This window comes from Gordonia sp. GONU, from assembly GCF_024733855.1.
Taxonomy (GTDB): Bacteria; Actinomycetota; Actinomycetes; order Mycobacteriales; family Mycobacteriaceae; genus Gordonia; species Gordonia amicalis.
Map to the genome: position 1 here is coordinate 17,664 of NZ_JANRHB010000041.1, position 22,927 is coordinate 40,590.

General features: G+C 67.3%; 21 protein-coding genes. 15 read left to right on the forward strand and 6 right to left on the reverse strand.

Translation table 11 applies throughout. From position 1 onward, the window contains the following. The first annotated feature begins 53 nt into the window (after positions 1–53). The 5 genes from NWF34_RS22865 to NWF34_RS22885 all read left to right on the forward strand — a co-directional run bounded on the left by NWF34_RS22865 (position 54) and on the right by NWF34_RS22885 (position 4,169). Entirely contained in the window at positions 54–962 is a 909-nt protein-coding gene (locus NWF34_RS22865) for a hypothetical protein (protein ID WP_024499200.1), read from the forward strand. A gap of 168 nt (positions 963–1,130) precedes the next feature. Beyond that, a complete protein-coding gene (locus NWF34_RS22870) occupies positions 1,131–1,424 on the forward strand; it encodes a metal-sensitive transcriptional regulator (RefSeq protein WP_005196646.1) in 294 nt (97 codons plus the stop codon). Between the two features lie 51 nt (positions 1,425–1,475). Further along, a complete protein-coding gene (locus NWF34_RS22875; protein WP_024498319.1) occupies positions 1,476–1,682 on the forward strand; it encodes a heavy-metal-associated domain-containing protein in 207 nt (68 codons plus the stop codon). Position 1,683: 1 nt separating this feature from the next. Beyond that, positions 1,684–1,872 carry a hypothetical protein gene (locus NWF34_RS22880; protein WP_024498320.1) on the forward strand — a complete coding sequence of 63 codons (189 nt, stop codon included), beginning with the start codon at positions 1,684–1,686 and terminating at the stop codon, positions 1,870–1,872. Next, on the forward strand, positions 1,872–4,169 hold the full coding sequence (locus tag NWF34_RS22885; protein WP_024498321.1) for a cation-translocating P-type ATPase: 2,298 nt from the start codon (positions 1,872–1,874) through the stop codon (positions 4,167–4,169). The genes NWF34_RS22880 and NWF34_RS22885 overlap by 1 nt, the downstream gene beginning before the upstream one ends. 145 nt (positions 4,170–4,314) lie before the next feature. Here the strand turns inward: NWF34_RS22885 and NWF34_RS22890 are convergent, their stop codons facing one another. Continuing rightward, on the reverse strand, positions 4,315–5,790 hold the full coding sequence (locus NWF34_RS22890; RefSeq protein ID WP_258326165.1) for an FAD-binding protein: 1,476 nt from the start codon (positions 5,788–5,790) through the stop codon (positions 4,315–4,317). Positions 5,791–5,968: 178 nt separating this feature from the next. On the opposite strand from NWF34_RS22890, the gene NWF34_RS22895 reads away from it, so the two are divergent. From NWF34_RS22895 to NWF34_RS22925, 7 genes are all read left to right on the forward strand, one after another. Further along, on the forward strand, positions 5,969–7,525 hold the full coding sequence (locus tag NWF34_RS22895; protein ID WP_375295701.1) for a molybdopterin-dependent oxidoreductase: 1,557 nt from the start codon (positions 5,969–5,971) through the stop codon (positions 7,523–7,525). Positions 7,526–7,855: 330 nt separating this feature from the next. Then, positions 7,856–8,947: a Re/Si-specific NAD(P)(+) transhydrogenase subunit alpha gene (locus NWF34_RS22900; protein ID WP_024498324.1), complete on the forward strand. Its 1,092-nt coding sequence runs from the start codon at positions 7,856–7,858 to the stop codon at positions 8,945–8,947. Further along, positions 8,947–9,252 (forward strand): NAD(P) transhydrogenase subunit alpha, encoded by a 306-nt coding sequence (locus NWF34_RS22905; protein WP_004020381.1) that lies wholly within the window; start codon positions 8,947–8,949, stop codon positions 9,250–9,252. Before NWF34_RS22900 ends, NWF34_RS22905 begins: the two co-directional genes overlap by 1 nt. 20 nt (positions 9,253–9,272) lie before the next feature. After that, the gene (locus NWF34_RS22910) at positions 9,273–10,799 is read left to right on the forward strand and encodes an NAD(P)(+) transhydrogenase (Re/Si-specific) subunit beta (RefSeq protein ID WP_024498325.1); all 1,527 of its coding nucleotides are present in this window, start codon (positions 9,273–9,275) and stop codon (positions 10,797–10,799) included. A 166-nt stretch (positions 10,800–10,965) separates the two neighbouring features. Further along, positions 10,966–11,397, forward strand: coding sequence for a nitroreductase family deazaflavin-dependent oxidoreductase (locus NWF34_RS22915; protein WP_258326167.1), 432 nt, complete (start codon positions 10,966–10,968; stop codon positions 11,395–11,397). A 78-nt stretch (positions 11,398–11,475) separates the two neighbouring features. Beyond that, positions 11,476–11,901 (forward strand): DoxX family protein, encoded by a 426-nt coding sequence (locus NWF34_RS22920; RefSeq protein WP_258326168.1) that lies wholly within the window; start codon positions 11,476–11,478, stop codon positions 11,899–11,901. A 117-nt stretch (positions 11,902–12,018) separates the two neighbouring features. Next, positions 12,019–13,038 carry a YdcF family protein gene (locus tag NWF34_RS22925; protein ID WP_258326169.1) on the forward strand — a complete coding sequence of 340 codons (1,020 nt, stop codon included), beginning with the start codon at positions 12,019–12,021 and terminating at the stop codon, positions 13,036–13,038. A gap of 6 nt (positions 13,039–13,044) precedes the next feature. On the opposite strand, the gene NWF34_RS22930 is transcribed toward NWF34_RS22925, so the two are convergent. The 4 genes from NWF34_RS22930 to NWF34_RS22945 form a co-directional block, all read right to left on the reverse strand. Further along, positions 13,045–13,782 (reverse strand): metallophosphoesterase, encoded by a 738-nt coding sequence (locus NWF34_RS22930; RefSeq protein ID WP_258326170.1) that lies wholly within the window; start codon positions 13,780–13,782, stop codon positions 13,045–13,047. A 166-nt stretch (positions 13,783–13,948) separates the two neighbouring features. Next, positions 13,949–14,722 (reverse strand): dienelactone hydrolase family protein, encoded by a 774-nt coding sequence (locus NWF34_RS22935; RefSeq protein WP_258326171.1) that lies wholly within the window; start codon positions 14,720–14,722, stop codon positions 13,949–13,951. A 51-nt stretch (positions 14,723–14,773) separates the two neighbouring features. After that, positions 14,774–16,288, reverse strand: coding sequence for a DHA2 family efflux MFS transporter permease subunit (locus NWF34_RS22940; RefSeq protein ID WP_258326172.1), 1,515 nt, complete (start codon positions 16,286–16,288; stop codon positions 14,774–14,776). Continuing rightward, positions 16,288–18,762 carry an ATP-dependent DNA ligase gene (locus NWF34_RS22945; RefSeq protein ID WP_024499411.1) on the reverse strand — a complete coding sequence of 825 codons (2,475 nt, stop codon included), beginning with the start codon at positions 18,760–18,762 and terminating at the stop codon, positions 16,288–16,290. Before NWF34_RS22945 ends, NWF34_RS22940 begins: the two co-directional genes overlap by 1 nt. A 110-nt stretch (positions 18,763–18,872) precedes the next feature. Between NWF34_RS22945 and NWF34_RS22950 the strand changes: the two genes are divergently transcribed. Together NWF34_RS22950 and NWF34_RS22955 are read left to right on the forward strand one after the other, a co-directional pair. Next, a complete protein-coding gene (locus tag NWF34_RS22950; RefSeq protein ID WP_024499412.1) occupies positions 18,873–19,853 on the forward strand; it encodes a Ku protein in 981 nt (326 codons plus the stop codon). A 60-nt stretch (positions 19,854–19,913) separates the two neighbouring features. Beyond that, positions 19,914–21,245, forward strand: a complete 1,332-nt coding sequence (locus NWF34_RS22955) for an MFS transporter (RefSeq protein ID WP_258326173.1) — start codon at positions 19,914–19,916, stop codon at positions 21,243–21,245. A gap of 21 nt (positions 21,246–21,266) precedes the next feature. On the opposite strand, the gene NWF34_RS22960 is transcribed toward NWF34_RS22955, so the two are convergent. After that, a complete protein-coding gene (locus tag NWF34_RS22960; RefSeq protein ID WP_024499414.1) occupies positions 21,267–22,175 on the reverse strand; it encodes a LysR family transcriptional regulator ArgP in 909 nt (302 codons plus the stop codon). An 85-nt stretch (positions 22,176–22,260) separates the two neighbouring features. Here NWF34_RS22960 and NWF34_RS22965 point away from each other — a divergent pair, with 85 nt between their 5' ends. Beyond that, the gene (locus NWF34_RS22965; protein WP_024499415.1) at positions 22,261–22,881 is read left to right on the forward strand and encodes a LysE/ArgO family amino acid transporter; all 621 of its coding nucleotides are present in this window, start codon (positions 22,261–22,263) and stop codon (positions 22,879–22,881) included. Positions 22,882–22,927 lie beyond the last annotated feature (46 nt).

The window sequence follows — 22,927 nt, forward strand, 5'->3', positions numbered from 1 at the left end:
GCGGGATGGCGCGCAGAAGACGTGAACTTGTGCAGGTATGAAGGGGAGTCCGTATGAACGGCGAAGGCTGTTGGTCGACGGTGGTGTGCCGGCCGACCGAACGGGCGGCGCTGGGACTGTCGGGTGAGTCCGATTGGTTGCTGCAGTGCCGTCTCGCGATCGGCCACCGTGGCAACCACGCGACGGATGCGAGTACGCATCCGAGGCATGACCGCCGCCTGTGGCTGGAGTGGAACGACTTCGACGATCGCGCCCAGTCCCTCATCGAACGCAACCCCTGTCCGGTCCCGTCGCCGGAAGGTGCTGGTTGTGTCTTCTTCGTCGGTCACGGCGGACCCCACTTCTATGCGCACTCGAACGGTCACGCCCCGTCGGTGATGTCCGGCGCCGGAAACCAGCAGCGTCCGACTCCCGGACCCGAGCGCACCACGGGTTCACAGCCGCCCAACCCGCAATCGCAGCGGATGGGGTCTCACCGGTTACCCGACTCCCACCAACCGGCCCCATCCCCGACTCCGGCCGAGGCACCATCGCCAGAACCCGTGCACGGGTCCTCGCCAGCGTCGGCTCCGGGTCCGGCCTATCGGGGAGGGCGTCGTTCCACGAACGCCGAACCGCTCGTCTCCGAGGACTACCACGGTCGTCGGCACCGGTCCGGCGCACCGGATCCGGGCGGTCCCGCACGGGTGGCACAGAACACCGCGATCCCGAACCCGCCGGCACCGAACCCCGTGGCCTCGGCGCACGCCGCACCGGCACTTCCGGACATGCCGCAGATCGCACCGGCGAGGGCCGGGGAGGGCGGCGTCCCACCGCGGGCGGGAACCGCAGGCCCGAGTCCGCGGGTGGATGCCGCCGACGAACACTCGGAGTCCGAAGCCGCCCGCCGCGCTGCGATCAGCGCGGCCCTCGACGAGGTCGCCGTCGCCCTCGCGCGTCTCGCGGCAGCTCTGCGGGCCTAGTACTCGCGGTTCTCTCGGTTCGACGCGCTCACGTCGGTGCGTTCAGTGCCGCCCGAGTCGTCTGCAGCCCACCCCGCCGCCAGTACGGTAGGGGGGTACCGTTGGCGGGCGGATGCTGGTATACCTGAGTGGCATACCCCTGAGGGGTACCCGTACAACAGGAGCGACATGGACGAGCACCAGCACGGCTACATCGGCCGCAAGGACGACTATCTCAAGCGACTCCGTCGCATCGAGGGCCAGGCACGTGGGTTGCAGCGCATGGTCGAGGAGGACTCGTACTGCATCGACATCCTCACCCAGGTGTCGGCCATGACCAAGGCTCTGCAGGCGGTCAGCCTCGGTCTGCTCGAGGAGCACATGGCCCACTGCGTCGTGCACGCGGCGCAGGAGAGCGACGCTGCGGGCAAGGAGAAGGTGGACGAGGCCATGGCCGCGATCGCCCGCCTGGTGAAGTCCTGACGTCGCCCCCACGTCATCGCGCACGACATCAACCGACCACGAGGAGTACGCATGAGCACCACCAGCACCTACACCGTCACCGGCATGACCTGCGGCCACTGCGTCGCCTCGGTCCGCGAGGAGATCGCCGAGATCTCCGGGGTGACCAGCGTCGACGTGACCCTCGAAGACGGAGCCGTACGCGTCGTCGCCGACCGTGAGATCCCGCGGGAGGAGATCGCCCGAGCGGTCGCCGACGCCGGGTACTCACTGGTGTGACATGAGCATCCCCAAGGGTCCCCTGGCCTACGTCGTCGCGCTGATCGCCGCGTTCGTGATCGCCTTCGGCGTCGGCCGGGCATGGGGACCACAATCCGAACCGGTGACCCACGACGCGCCCTCGCACGGTGTCGTCGAGACGACCGGCGGCAACACCCACGGTGACATGACGAATGGGGGCGATCACTGATGTCTGCGAGTCCTGGCCTGCAACTGGTCGACCTCGACATCTCCGGCATGACCTGCGCGTCGTGCGCGAACCGCATCGAGCGGAAGCTCAACAAACTCGACGGTGTCACCGCGTCGGTGAACTACGCGACCGAACGTGCCCACGTCGAGGTTCCCACCGGGCTCGCCGCCGACGACCTCGTCGAGGTGGTTCGGGCCGCGGGCTATGACGCGTCCCCGATCCTCCCGGAACCGCCGGCCGGATCGACGGACGCGAACGTGGCGGGCACCGCGACGACCGCCGACGCGGAACTCGACGCGCTGCGTCAGCGGCTGATCGTGTCCGCGGTGCTGTCGGTCCCGGTGATTGCGCTCGCGATGATCCCGGCCTGGCAGTTCACCTACTGGCAGTGGCTGTCCCTGACGTTGGCCGCGCCGGTGGTCGTGTGGGGCGCCTATCCGTTCCACCGCGCGGCGTGGATCAATCTGCGTCACGGTGCGACGACCATGGACACCCTCGTCTCGGTCGGCACGCTCGCCGCGTTCGGCTGGTCGCTCTATGCCCTTTTCCTCGGTACGGCCGGCACGCCCGGACTCACTCACGGCTTCGACCTGCTGCCCCAACGCGCCGACGGGGCGTCGCACATCTATCTAGAGGCTGCCGCGGGCGTGACGACCTTCCTGCTGGCAGGCCGCTACTTCGAGAAGCGGGCCAAGCGTCGCGCCGGCGACGCGCTGCGTGCGCTGATGGACCTCGGCGCCAAAGACGTCGTCGTCCGACGAGGCGGCACCGAGAGTCGGATTCCGATCGGTGAGTTGGCCGTCGGCGACGAGTTCGTGGTGCGCCCGGGTGAGAGGATCGCGACCGACGGGGTCGTGGTCGAGGGCGCGTCGGCGATCGACGCGTCGATGGTGTCCGGTGAATCGGTTCCGGTCGAGGTGACCGCAGGTGACGCGGTCATCGGAGCGACGGTCAACACCAGCGGACTGCTCGTCGTCCGGGCATCTGCGGTGGGTTCCGACACCGCGCTCGCGCAGATGGCGCGCATGGTGGCCGCCGCGCAGGAGGGCAAGGCCGACGCACAGCGCCTGGCCGACCGGATCTCCTCGGTGTTCGTCCCCGCGGTGATCGCGATCTCCGTTGCCACGCTGGGTTTCTGGCTAGGTGCGGCGTCGTTGGACGACTTCGCGGGCGGCGACGTGACCTTCGCGTTCACCGCGGCGGTCGCGGTGCTCATCATCGCCTGCCCGTGTGCACTCGGGCTCGCCACCCCGACCGCCCTCATGGTCGGCACCGGTCGTGGTGCGCAACTGGGCATCCTGCTGAAGGGGCCCGAGGTGCTGGAGTCGACGCGGCGCGTCGACACCATCGTGCTGGACAAGACGGGCACCGTCACCACCGGCGACATGTCCGTGTCGACGGTGACCGCGGCCGACGGTCACGACGAGGCGCAGGTCCTCGCGTGGGCGGCCGCGGTGGAAGCCGGGTCGGAGCACCCGATCGGACTCGCCGTCGTCGAGGCCGGACGTGAGCATGTGACGGAGAAGGCCCGGGACTTCGTGTCCACGCAGGGCGCCGGAGTCTCAGGAACGGTGGGAGACAGGCGAGTACTGGTCCTCTCACCCAGCAAGGTCACCGTGCCGATGCCCGGCGAGCTCGTCGACGCGGTGGCGACCGCGGAATCGGGTGGTGCGACGGCCGTCGTCGTACTGGTCGGCGATGTGGACGCGAAAGTTGCTGCCGCTGAGATGATCCCGGTCGGAGTGATCGCGGTGTCGGATCGGATCAAGACCTCGTCGGCCGCAGCCATCGCCGAGTTCCGACGCCTGGGACTCACCCCGAAGCTGCTCACCGGCGACAACGAAGGCGCGGCGCGTGCCGTGGCCACGGAGGTCGGGATCGACGACGTCACCGCAGGGGTGAGCCCGCAGCGCAAGCTCGAGGTGATCGCCGAACTCCAGGAACGGGGCCACGTGGTCGCGATGGTCGGCGACGGCATCAACGACGCCGCCGCGCTGGCGCAGGCCGACCTCGGGCTCGCCATGGGCACCGGCACCGATGTCGCGATGGCGGCCAGCGACCTCACCGTCGTGAGTGGTGACCTCCGCGTCGTCGCCGACGCGATCCGGCTGGCGCGTCGAACCCTCGGCACGATCAAGGGAAATCTGTTCTGGGCGTTCGGGTACAACGTCGCCGCGATCCCGCTGGCCGCGGCCGGCATGCTGAACCCGATGATCGCCGGGGCAGCGATGGCGCTGTCGTCGGTGTTCGTCGTGGGCAACAGCTTGCGGTTGCGCCGGTTCCAGCCGGGCCGCTGACAACCGCCGCTGATAACCGCCCCTGAAAAGCACCCCGCAGAACTGCCCCCGAAAAAGACCCTCCTGGCGAGACCCGGCGACATATCGTCGTCGGGTCCGCTGCACAGGGCGTTCTTCGGGGGCGGTTATCCGTCGGGGATGGGGATCAGCTCGCGCTGGTCGTCACGCGTGCCGCGGCGTGGCGGCCGGCGCGTCGGCCGAAGTAGGAACCCTCGCCCAATTGCGTTCCGCTGCAATACCCCTTGCAGTCCTGCGCGATGTTGGTGGCGCTCGCGCCGGCCGCATACAGGCCCTTGATGACCGACCCCGACTCGTCGAGCACCTCGCCGTCGAGGGAGGTGGCCATGCCGCCCATGGTGAAGCCGGCGTACATCGCCTTGCCCAGCGACAGGTCGTAGGCGGCCCAGGGTCCCTTGTCCTGGGGTTCGAGGAACTCGGCCGCCTTGTGGAAGTCGGGGTCCTCCTTCTTCGCGGCGTTCTCGTTGTACCGGGCCATGGTCCGCTGGAGATTGCCCTCCGGAATCCCGAGGTCGCGTTCCATCTCCTCGATCGTCTCCCAGCCGTCGATCAGCGGGACCAGATAGTTCTGCTTCTCGTTCATGTGCGTCTCGTCGACGATGAGGTAGGCCGTCGAATCCGGTTGTTCCAGAATGAATCCCGAGGTGCGTGCGTGGTAGGAGTCCTCGGTGACGAAGCGCTCGCCGAACTTGTTGACGATGACGCCCATGACCATGCTGGCCGGCGGGTAGATCGGGGCGGTGATGAACGCCTTGTCCATGTACTTCAGCTCGGCACCCACCGACCGGCCCATGCGCAATCCGAGGCCGTCGTCGTAGGTGTTGCCCAGGACGAACGGCTTCTCCGCCAGATGCGGCGTGTGTTCGGCGACCATCTCGGGATTCATCACGAATCCGCCCGCGGCGATGATCACCGAGTTGGCCCGGATGACGCCCTCTTCGCCCGGCTTCTTCCACGCCACGCCTGCGACCGCGCCGTCGGAGTCGACGACGAGCTGACGTGCACCGGTCTCGTACCGGACCTCGACGCCGAGTTCGCCGAGGCGTTTGACGAGCAGGTCGATGACGAGTGAGGCGCCACCGGTCTCCCCGGGGACCGGCACCTTGTGGCCGCGCGGGGCGGGGACGGCCTGGTCCTTGAACGGCCAGACCTTCTCGTTGCCGGTGTACATCAGGCCCTCGGTGCCCGGCTGGATGACCGCCTTCTCCGGGTAGAAGCTGCGTTCGAAGGTGAAGCCGAGACCTTCGAGCCAGTTGAAGTGGTCGACGCTGTCGACGCAATAGGCGTGGATCTTGTCGGCCTCGGGTTCGATGGACACCGCGGTCAGGTATTTCTCCATCTCCTCGGCGGAGTCCTCCTGGCCCGTCGCCTTCTGTACGGCGGTGCCGCCGCCGAGATAGAAGAAGCCGCCCGACAGCGAGGTGGTGCCACCGGGTGCCGCGGCGCGCTCGAGCAGGAGGACGCGTGCGCCGTTCGCCGCGGCCTCCGCGGCGGCACATCCGCCGGCGATGCCGAATCCGATCACGACGACGTCGACCTCGTCGGAGAATTCGGTCACCGACTCGAGGGCGACGGTCTCCGGGATCTCGGTACTGGTAGCCATGCGGTCAGATTAGCGGACAAACTAGAACCTGTTCTAGTCTTGGCGACCATTCCTGGGGTTGGCCCGGCGACGGGGCCGTTCGTGCTGGTCAGCCGAATGGCCGTCGGACGAACGGAGGGCCTTCCGGCGCGACCCGCCGCCACCGGTGCGAACTCCGGTATCAAGAAGTGTGACCTTCTTGTCGACCCGTCGTGCGCACGCCGCGGCCCCCTGGCTGGCGGGCGTCGTCGCGGTGGGTTCCGGACTGGCGGTGGGCGAGATCGCCGCGGTTCCGGTGTCACCGGATGCGTCGCCGTACTTCGCGGTGGGATCGTCGGTGGTCGACCACTCGCCCGAGGCGGTCCGGGAATGGGCAATCGAGACCTTCGGTATCGCGGACAAGGTCGCGCTGTTCGTCGGGATGGGCGTCATCATCGCCGCGATCGCCGGCGCCTGCGGGTATCTCGAGCGCCGCAGGCCTCCGGCGGGTTCGGCGATCATCGCGGTCTTCGCGGCCGTCGGCGTGCTGGCGGCGGTGAACCGGCCCGGCGCGACGTGGACGTATGCGCTGCCCTCGATCATCGCCGGCGTCGTGGGCATCGTCGTGCTGCGGCTGCTGCTCGCCCAGCTCGACGACGAACCGTCGCCGATCGATCCCGACGTCCACACGGAAGACGATCGCCGCCAACCGCTCTCGCGGCGGTTCGTTCTCGCCGCGGGTGGTGTTGCCGTGGCCGCCGTCGCGATCGGCGTCATCGGTCGCCGCATGCTCTCCGACGCCGCCGACACCCTGGCCGACCGCGCGCGGATCCTGCTCCCGAAGCCGGCCGTCCCGGCGCCGCCGGTTCCGGCCGGCACCGAACTGAACCTCTCGGGCGCAACGTCTTTCATCACCGGTAACGACGACTTCTACCGGATCGACACCGCTCTCCAGGTGCCCACGCTCACCACGGTCGAATGGCGGCTGCGCATACACGGAGAGGTCGACAAGGAGGTGACGCTCACCTGGGATGACCTGGTGGCGATGCCGATGACCGAACGACTGGTGACGCTCGCGTGCGTGTCCAACGACGTCGGGGGAGACCTGATCGGCAACGCGAGGTGGCTCGGCGTGCCGATGCAGAGGGTCCTCGACCTCGCCGGCGTACGGCCCGGCGCCGACATGCTGCTGTCCACCAGTGTCGACGGGTGGACCTGTGGCACTCCGATCTCGACGATCACCGACGGCCGCGACGCACTGCTCGCGATCGGCATGAACGGCGGCCCGTTGCCGATCGAGCACGGTTATCCGGTCCGCCAGGTGGTCCCGGGTCTGTACGGCTACGTGTCGGCGACCAAATGGGTCGTCGACTGGGAGATCACCAGGTTCTCCGAGGCGAAGGCGTACTGGACCGACCGCGGATGGTCTGCCCTGGGACCGATCAAACTGGCCTCGCGTATCGATCGGCCCGCCAGGGGTACCTCACATCCGGCGGGCGAGGTCGTCCTCGCCGGGACCGCGTGGGCGCAGCACATCGGCGTCGAGCGCGTAGAGGTCCGCATCGACGACGGTCCGTGGCAACCCGCGGAGCTCGCGACCGAGTACAGCGTCGACACCTGGCGCCAGTGGAAGTTCGTATGGCAGGCGGACAAGGGAGATCACACCGTCACGTGCCGGGCGATCGACAAGCAGGGGCGCCCTCAGGTCGAGCGGTACCAGTCACCCGCCCCGGACGGCGCGACCGGTCTGGACGAGCGCAGATACACCATCGCCTGATCGTCTCACCAGCGGGTTCGACCGCGGATACCTGCTGCATAAAGATCATGAGCAATGCTGTTGTCAAGAGGTGAGTGAGGTATCCGACTCTCCTGAGCTGACGCTGAGAGCCCGTGTTATGTTTTCCCAACCTCTATATGTGAGCCGGGTGACAGTCATCGCTGTCGAAGCCCGAGCACTTCGTGACCTGCGTCAGGTCGTCCGCACCGCCGACACATGGCGGAGCTGCACGATTTGCACGCAGGTCACGGCGTTGTAGACATGTGCGCCGAGAAGGCGCCGAAACAAGGCGGCGCCTACCCGGCGTCGCCGCCAGACAGGGTGAGTGAAATGACAGTGGGTGTCGTGCGCGAGACAGCCCCGGGGGAGCGCCGTGTGGCGCTGGTCCCGAAGGTGGCTGCCTCGCTGGTGGGCAAAGGTGTGCCCGTCGTGGTGGAGTCGGGGGCCGGTCTCGGCGCCCTGATCCCCGACGAGGCGTACACCGAGGCCGGAGCCACGATCGGAGATCCGTATTCGGCGGATGTGGTGCTGCGCGTGTCGCCGCCGTCGGACGATGAGATCGGCAAGCTGCGCAGCGGTCAGAAACTGATCGGTTTCCTGGCTCCGCGTAATGCCGACAACAAGATCGGTGCCCTGCGTGATGCGGGTGTCGAGGCGTATGCGGTGGAGGCGATCCCGCGTATCTCCCGTGCGCAGGTGATGGACGCGTTGAGTTCGCAGGCCAACGTCGCCGGCTACAAGGCCGTGGTCGTGGCTGCCGATCAGTCGACCCGGTTCTTCCCGATGCTGACGACTGCCGCGGGCACGGTGAAGCCGGCGACGGTCCTCGTGCTCGGAGTGGGTGTGGCCGGTCTGCAGGCCCTGGCCACGGCCAAGCGTCTGGGCGGACGGACCACCGGTTACGACGTGCGGCCCGAGGTGGCCGAGCAGGTGCGGTCGGTCGGTGCGCAGTGGCTCGACCTGGGTATCGACGCCGCCGGCGAGGGCGGGTACGCCCGCGAACTCACCGAGTCCGAACGCGCCCAGCAGCAGCAGGCGCTCGAGGACGCGATCAAGGGCTTCGACGTGGTGATCACCACCGCGCTGGTGCCGGGACGCCCGGCACCGCGTCTGGTGACCGCCGCTGCGGTCGAGGGCATGAAGCCCGGCAGTGTCGTGGTGGATCTGGCCGGGGAGACCGGCGGCAACTGCGAGCTGACCGAGCCCGGTGAGACGGTCGTCAAACATGACGTGACGATCACCGCGCCGCTGAACCTTCCCGCGACCATGCCCGAGCATGCCAGCGAGCTGTACTCGAAGAACCTGCTGGCGCTGATCGAGCTGATGCTCGACGAGAACGGTGCCATCACACCGGATTTCGGTGACGAAGTGGTGGCCGCTGCGTGCGTCACCCGTGCAACCTCTGAGGGGGTGTCTGCCTGATGTACGCCGGACTTCTCGCGAATCTCGCGATCCTGGTGTTGGCCGGATTCGTTGGCTTCGCGGTCATCTCGAAGGTTCCGAACACCCTGCACACCCCGCTGATGTCGGGTACCAACGCCATTCACGGCATCGTCGTGCTCGGCGCGCTGGTGGTCCTGGGCAAGTTGCCCGCCGACGCCGGATGGGGCGTGCGCATCATCGCGTTCGTCGCGCTGGTGTTCGGCACGCTCAACGTCATCGGTGGCTTCGCGGTCACCGACCGGATGCTGGGCATGTTCAAGGGTAAGAAGGAGGCCGCCAAGTGATCGGCGCCCAGGAATCATCGGTGTCACAGTTGGTGCTCGCGGCAGGCGAGCACACGCCCAGCGAGGGCGTCTCGTATCTGGTGATGGCCCTCTACATCGTGTCGTTCTCGCTGTTCATCTACGGTCTGATGGGTCTGACCGGACCCAAGACCGCGGTGCGCGGCAACTGGATCGCCGCGACCGGTATGGGTCTGGCCGTGGCCGCGACCCTGCTCTACATCTACAACTCGGGTGCGGTCGGCGAGGACGGTCATTCGACCGTCGGGGTGCCGACGATCAACTGGATCCTGATCGTCATCGGTCTGGTTCTCGGTGTGGTGCTGGGCATTCCGCCGGCGCTGAAGACCAAGATGACGGCCATGCCGCAGCTGGTCGCGCTGTTCAACGGTGTCGGCGGCGGCACGGTGGCGCTGATCGCATGGGCGGAGTTCATCGAGACCTCCGGGTTCTCGGTCTTCCACAACACCGAACCGGCCTCGCCGCTGGTGGTCGGCTCGCTGATTGCGGCGATCATCGGTTCGATCTCGTTCTGGGGCTCGCTGGTGGCGTTCGCCAAGCTGCAGGAGATCATGCCCAAGGGTCTGGAGAAGACCTTCGTGGCGAATGCGAAGCTGTTCCAGGCGGCCAACATCGTGCTGCTGCTGGTCGCGTTGGGACTGGCGATCTACCTGGGCGTCGACGCCGCTGACGGTGGCGGGGCGAGCGTCTGGTGGATGGTCGGGCTGCTGCTCGCCGCCGGTGTGATGGGTCTGTTCGTGGTGTTCCCGATCGGTGGCGCGGACATGCCGGTGGTCATCTCGCTGCTGAATGCGATGACCGGTCTGTCGGCGGCCGCTGCGGGTATCGCGCTGGACAACACGGCACTGATCGTGGCCGGCATGATCGTCGGCGCGTCGGGCTCGATCCTGACCAACCTGATGGCCAAGGCGATGAACCGGTCGATCCCGGCCATCGTGTTCGGTTCCTTCGGTGGTGGCGACGCCGCGGCTGCCGGTGGTCCCGGCGGTGAGGGCGGCACGGTCAAGGCCACCTCGGCCGCGGATGCCGCGATCCAGATGGCGTACGCGAATCAGGTCATCGTCGTGCCCGGTTACGGTCTGGCCGTCGCGCAGGCCCAGCATGCGGTCAAGGAGATGGCGAGCCTGCTCGAGGCCAAGGGGGTGGAGGTCAAGTACGCGATCCACCCGGTCGCCGGTCGTATGCCCGGTCACATGAACGTGCTGCTGGCCGAGGCCGACGTCGCATATGACGCGATGAAGGAGATGGATGACATCAACGGCGAGTTCGGCCGTACCGATGTCGCGATCGTCATCGGCGCCAACGACGTCACCAACCCCGCGGCGCGCAACGACCCGAGCAGCCCGATTCACGGCATGCCGATCCTCAACGTCGACGAGGCACGGTCGGTGATCGTGCTCAAGCGGTCGATGAGTTCGGGCTATGCCGGCATCGAGAACCCGCTGTTCTTCGCCGACGGCACCTCGATGCTCTTCGGCGACGCGAAGAAGAGCGTCGACAGCGTCATCGAGGAACTCAAGGCGCTGTAGAAGAGAACACACTCAGAAGACCCCCGGCAGTCCACGTTTGGTGAGGCTGCCGGGGGTCTTTTGTGTGCCGGGCGCGTATCGAGCAGGAATCGAGAAGCGGCCGCGCGTGTCTGGCGGTTAGCGTCTGGTCAGACGACAGGGTCAGAGAGCGAACCAAAGGAGAGTCATGTCTGTCTGGCAGTGGTATCAGCGGAAGATGAATGAGCGCACCGTGGCCCGGATTCGCACCAAGAGCGGGACGATGTGGGGGATGGACATGGTCATCCTGCGCACCAAAGGACGCAAGTCGGGCCGAACACGAGAGACACCGCTCAGTTGGTTCCCCTACGACGGCGACTGGCTGGTCGTCGCTTCCGGTGGTGGAGAGGGCAATCCGGACTGGTATGCGAACCTCGTGGCGCATCCCGACGCCGCCGCCGTGGAACGGCACGGCGCACAACCGGTTCCGGTCACGCCGGTGGTCCTCACCGGCCCGGAACGAGAAGCCGCGTGGAATGCGGTCGTCAGTGCGCAACCCAGGTACGCGAAGTATCAGAAGAAGGCGACCCGCGAGTACCCGGTGGTGAAGCTGACGACCGCCGGAGAGTGCGCCGGGTGATCCATCGATGAGTTTTCCGCACGAGCGGTGTCTATCCCTGCACGACAACCAGACCGCTCGTCCACAAGGGAGAACATCATGACCACCGACACCACCACAACGCGTCCGTCCGACACCGGCCGGGGCCGAAACCGGCGCCGCATCAGCGGGATCGTGATCAGCGTGCTCGTCGGCGCATTCCTCGCATTCGACGTCGTGGGCAAGCTGACCCGACCGCAGTCGGTGGTCGACGGCACCGAGAAGCTCGGCTTCGACTCCGACCAGGCCATCGTCATGGGCATCGTGTTGCTCATCTGCCTTGTCGTGTATGCGATCCCGCGGACCGCCGTGTTGGGCGCGCTCGGCATCACCGCCTACCTCGGCGGCGCGGTCACCGCGAACATGCGGATCGAGGAACCGCTCTTCAGCACGGTGTTGTTCGCGGTCTACCTCGGCGTCCTGATGTGGATCGGACTCGTCCTGCGTCGACCGGAACTGCTGAAGGTCGCCGGCCTGCGCCGCTGATCGCCGACCGCGGCGCGCTCCGGACCGGCCCCGCACCCGTTATCGATCTGGAATCGGACGGGTGCGGGGCCGTTGCGCACCTCTCCTACTGTTACGCGAGTGACTGGTGTTACCAGAGTGAAGCGCTTTCGGCTGGCGGCTGCCGCCACCATCGCGGTTGCCGCGCTCGGTGGTGTGGCCGTCGGGTCGCTCCCCGCCGACGGCGCGAGTGTGGTGACGGTGGCGGATGCCGTCGACCCGGCCGGGTTGTACAACGACGCGCAGTCGAAGTTCGCCAACGGGGACGTGGCCGGCGGTCTCGCGGCCCTGCAGCAGGCGCTGACGATTGCGCCCGCAGACACCGATGCGCTTGCACTGCAGGCGATCTGGTCCGACCAGATCGACGATGCCTCGGTCAGCAACGCCGCCCTGAGTCGCTTGCGTGTGCTGAATCCACTCCTGGCCACCACAGCACGCAACGTGATCTCCGGCGTCGCCACGGCTGCGCGGATCGTGCCGGACACCACGCCCAAGCCGGTTGCCGGGCGGGTCGCGATCGTCGTTCTCGGATTCGGCCTGAACGCCAACGGAAAAATGGCCCCGGAGTTGGTGAATCGGGTGTCGGCGGGCAAATCGCAGGCCGAGATCACCACGGCTGCACCGATCGTCGTGACCGGCGGGGTGCCCAAGAACGGCATCACCGAGGCCGCCGCGATGAAGACCTGGCTGATCGACAACGGCGTCGCCGCCACGCGCATCCTGACCGAGGACAAGTCGGGATCGACCGTCGCCAACGCGCAGAACACGTCGGAGATCCTGCGTGCGAAAGGCATTCGCGACATCGTCCTGGTCACCTCGCCCAACCACATCCGTCGCGGTGCCGCGGACTTCGGGGCGACCGGACTGCGGGTCGTCGGAACCCTCACCACCGCCACCGATCTCAGCAAGTACCTCACTCCGCTGACCAAAGATCAGACGCGGGGTATCCGGCTCGAAGCCACCCGGACCGCGCGAATCCCCACGACCCACCAACCCGGAGCGCTCCCGCAGAACCTCCCCGATCCCGGCCCCGGTCTGCTCGCCGACATCGGTGGCCAGGTCCTCAAGCAGTTGCTCGACGCCGGGTCGTCGGCCATCGGTTCGGGGACCGAGGGCTGAGGTCGGTCAGAACATGACCGATCGGTAGTGGGTGACGAGTCGGCCCTTGTCGTAAATGTGGAAGGCGATACCGGGCGGCTGGCCGCGATTGACGACCTCGTTGCCCTCGAACGGGAGGTTCAGCGTCGACGCGACGCCCGGCGCGACGCACAGTGGGCGGTCGGCGAATCGGGTCACCGCGGGCGTGTGTGCGTGGCCGCACAGGAACGCGACGATGTTCGGGTGGCGTTCGACGAGGGGGACCAGTCGCTCCTCACCGGTCTGCCGGATCGAATCCATGAACGGCATGTGCAGCTCGACGGGCGGGTGATGGAAGGCGATGAACACGGGCGTCTGCGGGTCCTCCGCCTCGAGTCGAGCGGACATCCAGGTTAGCGTCTCGTCGTCGATGTAGCCGTCGTTGCGTCCGGGGATCGAGCTGTCGCACATCAGGAACAACACGTCGCCGACGCGTCGGGCGTGGTTGATCGGTCCGGAGGTCTCGGCGCCGAGCAGTGTGGCACTGAACGGTTCGCGGACGTCGTGGTTGCCGGCGGTGATGAGCATCGGCAGGGGACTCTGGAGAACGCCGAAGGCCTCTCGGTACTCGCTCGGCATACCTTCGTCGGCGATGTCACCGGTAACCAGCAGAGCGTCGATTCCGGCTGCCCGCGCGTTGATGTAGCTCAGCGTCGACTGGATGCGGCTTCGGTTGAACCGCGTCCCGTTGAAATGAAGGTCGCTGATGTGGGCGACAACGAACACGAAGAGCTCCTGTCACGGTCACTGACTCCCACGAGGCTAGTCCTAGGCCCGGCTGCGACGCGCACCACGGTGGCGCCACGAGTCGAAACACACTCCGCTCGCGTTGGTGTGGCTCATTCGTCTGACCGGCCGGTAGGTCTGATGGCGCACTGGTCCCGGCCGGCGCTCAGGTGGTGAGGGTTCGCCGGAACAGCGCCTCCAGCTCGGTGAAATGGTGTTCACAGGCCTCGTGGTGGTAGGCGGGGATGTCGGACATCGTGTACCCGTGTTCGGCCCCCGGGTAGACGGTCGCCGAATGGGTGACCCCACTCGAGATGAGTGCGTGCTCGAACCGGGCGATGGCGGTGCGGGGCAGCGAGCGATCCTTGTCGGCGTGGATGGCCAGCACGAACGCGTCGATGTCGACGAGATGGAGGTGAGGGCTGTCGGAGTCCTCGGTCACGAGCTTGCCGGTGTGGAAGATCCCGACGGCGGCGACCTCGGCGGGACGCGCGGCCGCCAGGTTCAGCGCCAGCCGGCCGCCCATGCAGTAGCCGGTGACGCCGATCGGGCCGGACGAGACACCGGGCACCGAGCGCAGGGCGTCGAGGTAGGAGACGAGGTCGGCGCGGGCGACGTCGAATGTGAGAGTCGACGCGCGGGGCATCGCCGCCCGGAAGAATGCGCCGAGAGCCCCGGGCAGCAGCGGATCGTCGGCCGGGGCCCACTCGTCGGCGGTGCCGTACCGGTAGAAGAGATGGGGCACTGCGACGACGTAACCCCACGACGCGATGCGGTCGGCCATCGCGCGGGTGCGCGGGCGGAGTCCGATCACATCGGTGATGAACAGGACGCCGGGGAGCGGCGACTCGTCCGCGGCTGCCGGCCGGGTCACATACATCTCGGTGTCGCCGTAGGCTGCGGGGACCGTGATCGTCTCGCCGTGGACGTCGGGTGTCATGGGTGACTCCTCCTGGTGGGCTGCTGCATTCAGGTCGTGCCCGCGAAACCGTCAGAGTCCGGCGGGCGGCGCCGCGGCCGCTTCCCGGGTTCGGTGCCGCGGCAGGAAGATCGCGGGCAGGAAGATCACCGCCGTGAGTGCGAACGCGACCCAGAAGGCGTAGCCGAATGCGTCGGCGAGGATCGGACCGACGACGGGCATGGCTTCCGGTGGGACGGAACCTATCTGGTCGCTACCGCCACCCGGCGCGGACAGGCCTCGGGAGGACAGCTCGTGCGTGAGTCGTTGCGTCAGGGCGGTGACCAGCAGGGCACTGCCCAACGACGCCCCGACCTGCTGAATCGCGGAGAGGGTGGGGGCCGCGCGCGTCACGACCTCCTTGCTCAGATCGCTGTAGGCGGCCGAGATCGTCGGCATCATCACCGAACCCAGGCCCATACCGCGCACGAACAGGGCGATGCTCAGCCACAGATAGGAACTGTCGGCACCCACGTGGGTGAACGGGTACGTGCCGACCATCGCCAGCACGACACCGACCGGCACGACGTACCCGGCGCCGATCCGGTCGGTGATCCGTCCGCCGATCACCATTGCCACGATCGCGCCGAGTCCCTGCGGCGCGAGCAGCAGGCCGGCATCAAGTGCGCCCTCACCACGCACGGTCTGGTAGTAGAGCGGAAGGAGGAGCATGCCGCCGAAGAGCCCGATCGCGACGAGGAACACCGTGACCGTGCCCGCGGCGAACACCCTGTTGGTGAGGAGCCGGACGTCGACGATCGAGTCGGCGCCCTTGCGCAGGCTGTGCCACGTGTAGAGGCTCAGACCCACGACACCGCCGATGAGCCACCCCAGTACATCCGCATCGCCGAAACCACCATGGGAGCTCGCACGGGACAGCCCGTAGAGCAGGCAGACCAGGCTGCCGGAGAGTACGGCGAGACCGAGGAGGTCGAGGCGGTCACGGTCCGGTGCTTTGTCTCCGTGCGGCAGTTTCCACGCCGCGAGGACCACTGCGACGATGCCGACCGGCACGTTGACCAGGAAGATCCAGTGCCAGCTCGTGTATTCGACGAGCAGACCGCCGATCACCGGTCCGAGGACGGGTCCGAGCAGCATGGGGACGCCGAGGATGGCCATCGCGCGGCCGAGCCGGTCCGGGCCCGCGGCGCGGGTGATGATGGCCTGTCCGGCCGGCAGCAGCATGCCGCCCCCGAGTCCCTGCAGGATGCGGAACACGATGAGGCTCTCGATCGACCAGGCCGCCGCACAGAGCGCGGATCCCGCGACGAACAGCGTCACCGCGGTTATCCAGGTCGGTTTCGGCCCGAAGCGATCCATCGCCCAGCCGGTCAGGGGGATGACCAGGGCCACTGCGAGCAGGTAACCCGTGACCACCCACTGGGTCGTCGACAGCGAGGCGTCGAGTTCGGAGCTCAGCGAGTCCAGGGCGACGTTGACGATGGTGGTGTCGAGAACCACCATGATCATCCCCGACACGATCACGAGACCGGTCACGACCACAGAGCGGTCGAGCTTGTTCGTCGGTGGGTCGGCGGAATATGTCATCAGAGGTCCCCGGGTAGTTTGTCCCGGCGTATACCGCGCCAACTCGGGTGGCGCAGATGGCCGGCGGTGGTCCAGTCCATGAAGCGCACCTCGCCGACGATCTTGGGCAGAACCCAGACCGCGCTCGACGCGATGGGACGGTCGAGTTTCTCGAGGAATGGGGACCGCGAGATCTTCAGCGGTTCGAGTTCCTCGGCGAGAGAGCGCAACTGCGCGTCGGTGAATCCGGTTCCGACGCGGCCCACGTAGCGCAGCCCGGTCTCCTCGGGCAGGCCGAGCAGAAGCGATCCGACGGTGTGCGACCGGTTGCCGCGCCCGGGACGATAGCCACCGACCACCACCTCGATGTCGCTCCAGTTCTTGTGCTTGAGCCACTTGGTGGAGCGTCGGCCCTGTTGATACACCGAGTCACGGCGTTTGGCGACGACACCTTCCAGGTTGTGTTCGCGGCTGTACTCGATCGCCGCACTCGCCGGCGTCGGAAGCAGCGGCGGCACATCGATGTACGTCGAGCGACGAAAGGCCGGCGCGAGTTCCTCGAGGATCTCGCGCCGTACGGACCACGGCTTGCGTAGCAACGACGTCCCGTTCAGATACAGGATGTCGAACAGGTGCAGCTTGAGTGTGTACGGCTCCTCGGTGTGCTTACGCGAGGTGAACAGCGTGAAGTTGGTTCGGCCGCTGGAGTCGATGGCCACCGCCTCACCGTCGAGCACCACATCCATGAGCCCGAGATCGTCGGTGATTCCGGCGAATTCGGGAAAATCGTTCGTCATGTCGATCCCCGAGCGGGACGTCAGCCGGAACTCGCCGCCGATCGACCGCACCAGGAGTCGATAACCGTCCCATTTGCCCTCGAACGCCCAGTCGCGCCCGTTGAGCTTGTCGATCGGCTCGTCGGTGGCGAGCATCGGTCTGGGATCAGTGAGACTGTCGGGAACCATGGGGCGCGGCTCGTCGGTCATCAGGTGGGCGAGCCAGTTCTTGTCACCGGTGCGGATCAGTGCGTACCTGCCCTGGAGCCGCTCGCCGTGCAGGCGGACGATGACCTCTTTCTCCCGCCACTTCTCCAGCTCGAAAGTGCCCTTGTCCCAGATCGATACGTGACCACCGCCGTACTCCCCGGCCGGGATGTCGCCCTCGAAGTCGGCATAATCCATCGGATGGTCCTCGGTCTGGACCGCGAGTCGGTTCTGGTCCGGATCGGTGGGGAGGTTCTTCGGCACCGCCCACGAGACCAGCACGCCGTCGTGTTCGAGACGGAAGTCGTAGTGGAGTCGCCGTGCGTGGTGCTCCTGGATCACGAAGATCGGTGCGCGGGGCGCGGATTCCGGATGATCCTCGTCCACGTCGTCCTCCGATTCCCGGAGGCGTTGCCGATGGTTCTCGTCGCCGAAGGGTTCCGGCGTCTTCGACTCGTCGCGTTTACGACGGTACTCACGCAGATTGATGATCTGACCCGACCGCGTCTCCTCCGCGTGGTCGTCGCCGGCGCCGTCATGGTCGTCGGAGGTGATGTTCTCCCGCAACGTGTCCGGGTCGGCGAGATCGTCACCGGTATCGGAGGAACCGACGACGTCGTCCGAGGTGGCCGGATCGTCGTCGTACGGAGCGTCGAGACCCGCCAGGAGATCGCCGACGTCGGCCACTCGGTCGAGGACCTCGGTGTAGAGCAACTGGGCGATAGTGGGGTCCTCGATCTCATCCCAGGTACGGGGCGCGGCGACCCACGGTTGTTCGCGTCCGCGCAGCGAATACGGCGACAGGGTGGTCTTCGAGGCGTTGTTCTGACTCCAGTCGATGAAGACCTTGTCGTCGCGGATCTTCTTCGACATGTTGGCGGTGATGAAATCACTGTGCTGCCGCGCGAACTCGTCGGCCACCTCACGGGCGACCTTCCGGGCGGCTTCCGAGCTCACCGGTTTGGGCAGCCGGGCGTAGATGTGAATACCCTTGCCGCCGCTGGTCACCGGGTAGGTGGTGGTGCCGCCCAGCCAGTTGCGGATCTCCACCGCCACGGCCGCGGTCTCGTGCAGGGGGACACGCGGACCGGGGTCGAGGTCGAAGACGATCCGGTTGGCCATGCGTTCGCCGTCGGGGCCGATCGGCAGCCGCCACTGCGGGACATGGATCTCGAGCGCAGCCATCTGGGCCAGCCAGACGAGCGTGGCGCGATCCTCGGCCAGCGCGTATTCGATGACCCGCTCGCTGTGCTGGATGCCATGGCGGCGAACCCAGTCGGGCGCGCTGTCGGGCAGATCCTTCTCGAAGAACGGCGTCGACTCGACACCGTTGGGCCAGCGTTTGCGGGTGACGATGCGGTTCCGCAGGTGCGGCAGCATCACATCGGCGATGCGCGAGTAGTAGTCGATGACGTCGTATTTGCGTGTCCCGGTCGCCGGATAGAGCACCTTGGAGAGATTGGTGATCGAGATCCGGCGGCCGTCGACCTCCAGGATCTCTCCGCCTGCCATCACTCCATTGTCCACACCCGACGGCCGGAGGCCGGTGGATCGCCTGCGCGGGTGTCGGCCCGGACGTGTTTGCGCCCGGTTGCCGACGTCGCACACGAACTCCTGGCACAATGGCCGACATGCGCTCGATCTGGAAGGGCGATCTCAGCTTTGGCCTGGTGAATGTACCGGTCAAGGTCTATTCCGCGACGGAGAGTCACGACCGCAAGTCCTACCAGGTCGACTCCTCCGACGGCACCCGCATCCGTTACCGGCGCGTGCGCGAGGGAACCGACTCCGAGGTCGACTACTCCGACATCGCCAACGCCTACGAATCGGAATCGGGCGAGACGGTGATCCTGACCAAGGACGACCTGTCGACGCTGCCGGTGCAGAAGAGCCCGGAGATCTCGATCCTCGAGTTCGTGCCGGTCGAACAGGTCGATCCGATCTACTTCGACAAACCGTATTACCTGGAACCGTCGTCGAAGTCGCCCAAGGCCTATGTGCTGTTGGCCAAGGCGCTCGAGGAAACCGATCGCCTGGCGATCGCGACGTTCACCCTGCGGAACCGCACGCGGGTCGCGGCGCTGCGCGTCGTCGACGGCGTGATGACCCTGCAGACACTCCTATGGCCGGATGAAGTTCGCAAACCCGACTTCGGTTTTCTCGACGAGGACACCGAGATCCGCGACCAGGAACTGAAGATGGCGGCGTCGCTGATCGAGTCGATGGCCTCCGACTACGATCCGTCCGAGTTCGAGGACACCTATCAGAACGAGCTGGCCAAACTCATCGAGGCGAAAGCCGAGGGCAGCGAGGCGTTCCCCGAGTCGGATGAGGAGAAGCCCGGCGAGGAGGATTCCGAGGTCGCGGATCTGCTTGCGGCTCTGCGTGCCTCGGTGAAGGACCGCGGGGCTTCCGACGAGGACGAGGCGGACAAGAAGGACACGGCCGAGAAGAAGGCTGCCAAGAAGGCTCCCGCCAAGAAGGCCGCGGCGAAGAAGGCTCCCGCCAAGAAGGCGACCTCGAAGAGCAGCTCTGGATCGTCGGGCTCCAAGAGCACGGCGAAGAAGACGCCCGCCAAGAAGGCCTCCCGCCGGGCGAGCTGATCGTCCTCACCGGCGGAAATTCGCTGGCCTGAGAACGTCGGCGTCCGGCAAGCTCGAGGGGTGAGCACCGACGTCGACACCCGTCTGCCGCGCGCCCTGAAGCCCCTGGCGCGACGGCAGTACCGGCTGTTGGCGTCGGGCCTGATCCTGGCGATGTTCGGTGACGGGATCTGGACGATCGCGGTGATCTGGCAGGTCATCGCCCTCGGTGGCGGACCGGGACAGGTGTCGCTGGCGACCGGGACGGCAGCGGTCGGGATGCTCGTCTCGACCCTCGCCGGCGGTGTGCTGGCCGACCGGATCTCGCAGCGCCACATCATGATCGGCCTCGAAGTCACCAAGATGGTGGCCTTCGGCGCCGTCGGTGTGGCGTCCGTGGCCGGTGTTCTCGATCTCTGGATGGTCGTGGTGGCATCGCTGCTCGCGGGCGCCACGATGGGCATGTACTACCCGGCATACTCGGCGCTGCTGCCCGGTGTGGTCTCGTCGTCGGAACTGCAGGCGGCGAACGGTATCGAGGGCTTCTTCCGCCCGGTGGTGTTCCAGGCGGTCGGTCCGATGGTGGCCGGGGCCGTCATCGGGGCCACCGCGCCGGGGCAGGCGGTCGTGCTGGCCGCGATCGCGTCCATCGCGTCGGGGTTCTGTTATCTGGTGATGACCCCGGTGACGTCGCGACGACTGGGCGAACCGGCGAGTTCCGAGTCGGAGATCGCGCCCACCGGCGCAGGGGCCGGCGGTGTGGTCGTCGACCTCGTCGAGGGCTTCGTGTACATGATCCGCACCCCGTGGCTGTGGGGGACGCTGTTCTTCGCGTGTGTCCTGGTGCTGGCGACCCTGGGTCCGATCGAGGTGCTCGTGCCCTTCGCCCTGCGTGAGCGCGTCGAGGGTGGCGCCTCGCAGCATGCGTGGGTGCTGGCCGGATTCGGTATCGGCGCGGCCGTCACATCGTTGGTGTTCGCGTCGCTGCCGATGCCCCGGCGGTATCTGACGGTCATGTTCGGGGTCTGGTCGTTCTCGAGCGTGCCGCTCGTCCTGATGGGGGTCGCCGATTCGACCTGGCTGTTCGTCGCGGCGGGCTTCGGTATGGGAGTCCTGTTCGACGGCCCGATGGTGTTGTGGGGGACGCTGCTTCAGCGTCGTGTCCCGCCGGCACTGCTCGGCCGGATAGCAAGTCTCGACTTCTTCGTGTCGGTCGCGCTGATGCCGGTGTCGATGGCGATCGCCGCTCCGGTCTCGTCGGCGATCGGGTTGACCGCGACGTTCGTCCTGGCCGGTCTCCTGCCGGTGCCGATCGCGTGGGCGTTCTACGTCGCGGCCCGCATGTGGCGCGACGAGATCGAGAACCCACTCGTCGACGATGTGCCGCCGACGCTGGTGGCGGTCAACGACTGACCAGTCCGCCGCTGTCTCGGGTTACCGCAGCACCTCCGCGGCGCCCGCGAGCACCAGGTCCGTGAGGTGTTGCAGTAGAGGCGAACTGAGCTTCCAGTATTGCCAGTAGAGCGGGACGTCGAGGTGATGGTCGGCGATCAGGTGCACCCGGCCGTCGTCGAGTGCCTCGCGGATCTGGACGACGGGTACTGCGCCCCAACCGATTCCGAGGGTCACCGCACGGTGGTACTCGGTCGACGCCGGGATGTAGGCGGCCGGCGGATCGACGGCGCGGCCGGCCAGCGCCGCGACCATGTTCAGCTGGATGTGGTCGTTGCGGTCGAACTGGACCATCGGGGCCTTCGACAAAGCCTCGGCGTCGAGACCGTCGGGCAGCCAGGTCTCGATGAATTCCGGTGTCGCGACGGGCAGATACCGCATGCTGCCGAGCGGGTGGAGGGTGCAGCCACGCACGGCCAGGGGTTCCGACGTCACCGCGGCGAGTACGTCACCCGACTTCAGCAGAGCGCCGCTGCGCGTCTCGTCGTCGCGGAACACCTCGACCGCCACCGCGTGCTCCCGGTGGAACCGGGCAAGAACCGGAAGCAGCCAGGTCGCCAGCGAGTCCGCATTCGTCGCGATGGGGAGATGAACCCGGGGCCGTGCGGTGACCGGGGCATCGTCGTCGCCGGGGTCTCCGACGAACTCGGCGCGGGTCTCGGCGAGCAGCAACTCCCACTGCCTGGCGAGCCGGACCAGCACCTCGCCGTCGGGGGTCGCCGACGCCGGTTTGGTCCGGCGCAGCACCACCCGGCCGACCGCCGACTCCAGCGCCTTGATCCGCTGACTCACCGCCGAGGGCGTGATGTGCAGCGACGCCGCCGCCGCGTCGAACGTCCCTTCACGCACGACCGCCGCCAGCGTGCGCAGACCTTCCTGGCTGATGTCCATGCGACCACGCTAGATGAAGTACAGCTCATGATTCATCAGAAACATTCGCTGTACTGATCGACGCGGCGGTCATAACGTTCGCAGGGTGTCCACCTACCTCCTCCCCGCGATCGCCGGGCTGCTCACCGGCGCGGGCCTGATCGTCGCGATCGGTCCGCAGAACGTCTTCGTCCTCCGGCAGGGCGTCACACGCCGGCACACGGGTGTGATCGTGGCCGTGTGCGCGATCTCCGACGTCGTGCTGATCGTCGCGGGGGTGGCGGGACTCGGCGCGATCGTCGCCGCCCACCCTCAGGTGATCACCGTCGCCAAGATCGTCGGCGGTCTCTATGTGCTCGGGCTCGGACTGCTCGCCGCGAAACGCTGTCTCCGCAGCAACGAGGCCATCGCCGCGAACGCCGACGAGGCCGAATCGGCCGGTCGGTGGGTCGCCGTCGGCACCGCGCTGGCGCTCACCTGGCTCAATCCGCACGTCTACCTCGACACCGTCCTGACCATGGGTGCGATCGCCAACGGTCACGGAAACGGCAAGTGGGCCTTCGCCATCGGGGCGTGTCTGGCCAGCATCGTGTGGTTCGCCGCGCTCGGTGGAGGCGCCCGCCGGCTGTCCCACATCTTCGCCAGCCCGCGCGCGTGGAAGATCCTCGACGCCGTCGTGGCGGTCATCATGATCGGGATGGCGATCGCGCTCTTCGCGTCGGTGTGACCTCGCTGTGACATCGATGCCCGGATTGCCCGCCCGCGACGTGCCT

Coding starts and splice junctions, on each gene's coding strand:
- NWF34_RS22865 (WP_024499200.1), top strand. CDS start 54: ATGAACGGCGAAGGCTGTTGGTCGACGGTGGTGTGCCGGCCGACCGAA.
- NWF34_RS22870 (WP_005196646.1), top strand. CDS start 1,131: ATGGACGAGCACCAGCACGGCTACATCGGCCGCAAGGACGACTATCTC.
- NWF34_RS22875 (WP_024498319.1), top strand. CDS start 1,476: ATGAGCACCACCAGCACCTACACCGTCACCGGCATGACCTGCGGCCAC.
- NWF34_RS22880 (WP_024498320.1), top strand. CDS start 1,684: ATGAGCATCCCCAAGGGTCCCCTGGCCTACGTCGTCGCGCTGATCGCC.
- NWF34_RS22885 (WP_024498321.1), top strand. CDS start 1,872: ATGTCTGCGAGTCCTGGCCTGCAACTGGTCGACCTCGACATCTCCGGC.
- NWF34_RS22890 (WP_258326165.1), bottom strand. CDS start 5,790: ATGGCTACCAGTACCGAGATCCCGGAGACCGTCGCCCTCGAGTCGGTG.
- NWF34_RS22900 (WP_024498324.1), top strand. CDS start 7,856: ATGACAGTGGGTGTCGTGCGCGAGACAGCCCCGGGGGAGCGCCGTGTG.
- NWF34_RS22905 (WP_004020381.1), top strand. CDS start 8,947: ATGTACGCCGGACTTCTCGCGAATCTCGCGATCCTGGTGTTGGCCGGA.
- NWF34_RS22915 (WP_258326167.1), top strand. CDS start 10,966: ATGTCTGTCTGGCAGTGGTATCAGCGGAAGATGAATGAGCGCACCGTG.
- NWF34_RS22920 (WP_258326168.1), top strand. CDS start 11,476: ATGACCACCGACACCACCACAACGCGTCCGTCCGACACCGGCCGGGGC.
- NWF34_RS22935 (WP_258326171.1), bottom strand. CDS start 14,722: ATGACACCCGACGTCCACGGCGAGACGATCACGGTCCCCGCAGCCTAC.
- NWF34_RS22940 (WP_258326172.1), bottom strand. CDS start 16,288: ATGACATATTCCGCCGACCCACCGACGAACAAGCTCGACCGCTCTGTG.
- NWF34_RS22945 (WP_024499411.1), bottom strand. CDS start 18,762: ATGGCAGGCGGAGAGATCCTGGAGGTCGACGGCCGCCGGATCTCGATC.
- NWF34_RS22950 (WP_024499412.1), top strand. CDS start 18,873: ATGGCCGACATGCGCTCGATCTGGAAGGGCGATCTCAGCTTTGGCCTG.
- NWF34_RS22960 (WP_024499414.1), bottom strand. CDS start 22,175: ATGGACATCAGCCAGGAAGGTCTGCGCACGCTGGCGGCGGTCGTGCGT.